Source organism: Salegentibacter haimaensis (assembly GCF_054121495.1).
This window is the reverse complement of sequence record NZ_JBSYGH010000031.1, coordinates 3,398-5,750: the sequence shown is the minus strand read 5'-3', so window position 1 is coordinate 5,750 and position 2,353 is coordinate 3,398. Positions and strand designations below refer to the sequence as shown.

The following is a 2,353-nucleotide window of genomic DNA, read 5'->3' as shown; positions in this document are numbered from 1 at the left end:
CAACTCAAAACTAGGCGTATCTTTGCATCCGCTTTCAGGGATAACGGGAGTTAAGCTGTAGGCGGGAGTTCTTAGAAATAGTGGAATTGGAAGAGGTTTTGAGCGACAAAAACGGCCTTTGAAAAAAATATAATTTTTTTCTTGCCAGGAATAAAAACCGCGCTATATTTGCAGCCGCAAAAACAAGCAGCGAAACGTTCATTTCTGATTCTGGTACGACTGAAAAAACCTTAAAATTTTCCAAAGAAATTTTTTGGATATAAAAGAAAAACAGTTGTATATTTGCAGCCGCTTTCAGCGAGTCAGCGAGAGTTCACTAAGAAATACTGACAGGAAATCCCGGGTGGGTACGTAAAAAGAAAGGTTCGAGTCCTTTGATTTCAACAAAGAATCCTTCCGTTGCGGAATGATCCTCACCCTTTGGGGGAGGTGGCCGAAGGCCGGAGGGGGAGTTCATTGATTTATTGAATTGACAGCGCGTACGTTTTTCGAGAGAAGAACGATACAAATAATTTTAGAATTAAGACTAGAGAAGTCATCTTTGAGTACGAATTTTTGATTGTTGTTATTATATTAAAAAGACAACGATGAAGAGTTTGATCCTGGCTCAGGATGAACGCTAGCGGCAGGCCTAACACATGCAAGTCGAGGGGCAGCACAGATTGCTTGCAATCTGGTGGCGACCGGCGCACGGGTGCGTAACGCGTATACAACCTACCTTTTGGAGGGGAATAGCCCAGAGAAATTTGGATTAATACCCCATAGTATATAGGAATCTCCTGATTTTTATATTAAACATTTATGGCCATTAGATGGGTATGCGTCCTATTAGCTAGTTGGTGTGGTAACGGCACACCAAGGCTACGATAGGTAGGGGTCCTGAGAGGGAGATCCCCCACACTGGTACTGAGACACGGACCAGACTCCTACGGGAGGCAGCAGTGAGGAATATTGGACAATGGGCGAGAGCCTGATCCAGCCATGCCGCGTGCAGGAAGACTGCCCTATGGGTTGTAAACTGCTTTTACAGAGGAAGAACCACCCCCACGTGTGGGGGTTTGACGGTACTCTGCGAATAAGGATCGGCTAACTCCGTGCCAGCAGCCGCGGTAATACGGAGGATCCAAGCGTTATCCGGAATCATTGGGTTTAAAGGGTCCGTAGGCGGATAAATAAGTCAGTGGTGAAAGTCTGCAGCTCAACTGTAGAATTGCCATTGATACTGTTTATCTTGAGTTATTATGAAGTGGTTAGAATGAGTAGTGTAGCGGTGAAATGCATAGATATTACTCAGAATACCGATTGCGAAGGCAGATCACTAATAATCGACTGACGCTGATGGACGAAAGCGTAGGTAGCGAACAGGATTAGATACCCTGGTAGTCTACGCCGTAAACGATGGTTACTAGCTGTTCGGCCTAATTGAGGGCTGAGTGGTTAAGCGAAAGTGATAAGTAACCCACCTGGGGAGTACGTTCGCAAGAATGAAACTCAAAGGAATTGACGGGGGCCCGCACAAGCGGTGGAGCATGTGGTTTAATTCGATGATACGCGAGGAACCTTACCAGGGCTTAAATGTAGTCTGACAGGGCTGGAAACAGCTTTTTCTTCGGACAGATTACAAGGTGCTGCATGGTTGTCGTCAGCTCGTGCCGTGAGGTGTCAGGTTAAGTCCTATAACGAGCGCAACCCCTGTGGTTAGTTGCCAGCGAGTCAAGTCGGGAACTCTAGCCAGACTGCCGGTGCAAACCGCGAGGAAGGTGGGGATGACGTCAAATCATCACGGCCCTTACGTCCTGGGCCACACACGTGCTACAATGGTAGGGACAGAGAGCAGCCACTTCGCGAGAAGGAGCGAATCTACAAACCCTATCACAGTTCGGATCGCAGTCTGCAACTCGACTGCGTGAAGCTGGAATCGCTAGTAATCGGATATCAGCCATGATCCGGTGAATACGTTCCCGGGCCTTGTACACACCGCCCGTCAAGCCATGGAAGCCGGGGGTACCTGAAGTCGGTCACCGCAAGGAGCCGCCTAGGGTAAAACTGGTAACTGGGGCTAAGTCGTAACAAGGTAGCCGTACCGGAAGGTGCGGCTGGAACACCTCCTTTCTAGAGCTATTGCACTTTAAGTGCAAAGCGCAATAATCAAAGGGGAGTTCTTAAAGATCTTTTTTGGTCTTGATTCTAAGCTGTCGATTTAATTATAAAGAATACGAGAAAGTTAGTAGTTGTAGGCATCTAATGACTAACAGACTACCGACTATCGACTAAACACAGTCTCATAGCTCAGCTGGTTAGAGCGCTACACTGATAATGTAGAGGTCGGCAGTTCGAGTCTGCCTGAGACTAC

Annotated in this window: 1 tRNA gene and 1 rRNA gene; both read left to right on the top strand. The window is 47.3% G+C overall.

What is annotated here, in order from left to right:
• Nucleotides 1-584: 584 nt before the first annotated feature.
• Nucleotides 585-2,112, top strand: a 16S ribosomal RNA gene (locus ACW6QP_RS15290).
• A 166-nt stretch (nucleotides 2,113-2,278) separates the two neighbouring features.
• Nucleotides 2,279-2,352: transfer RNA gene (locus ACW6QP_RS15285), tRNA-Ile, on the top strand.
• Nucleotide 2,353: the final 1 nt, after the last annotated feature.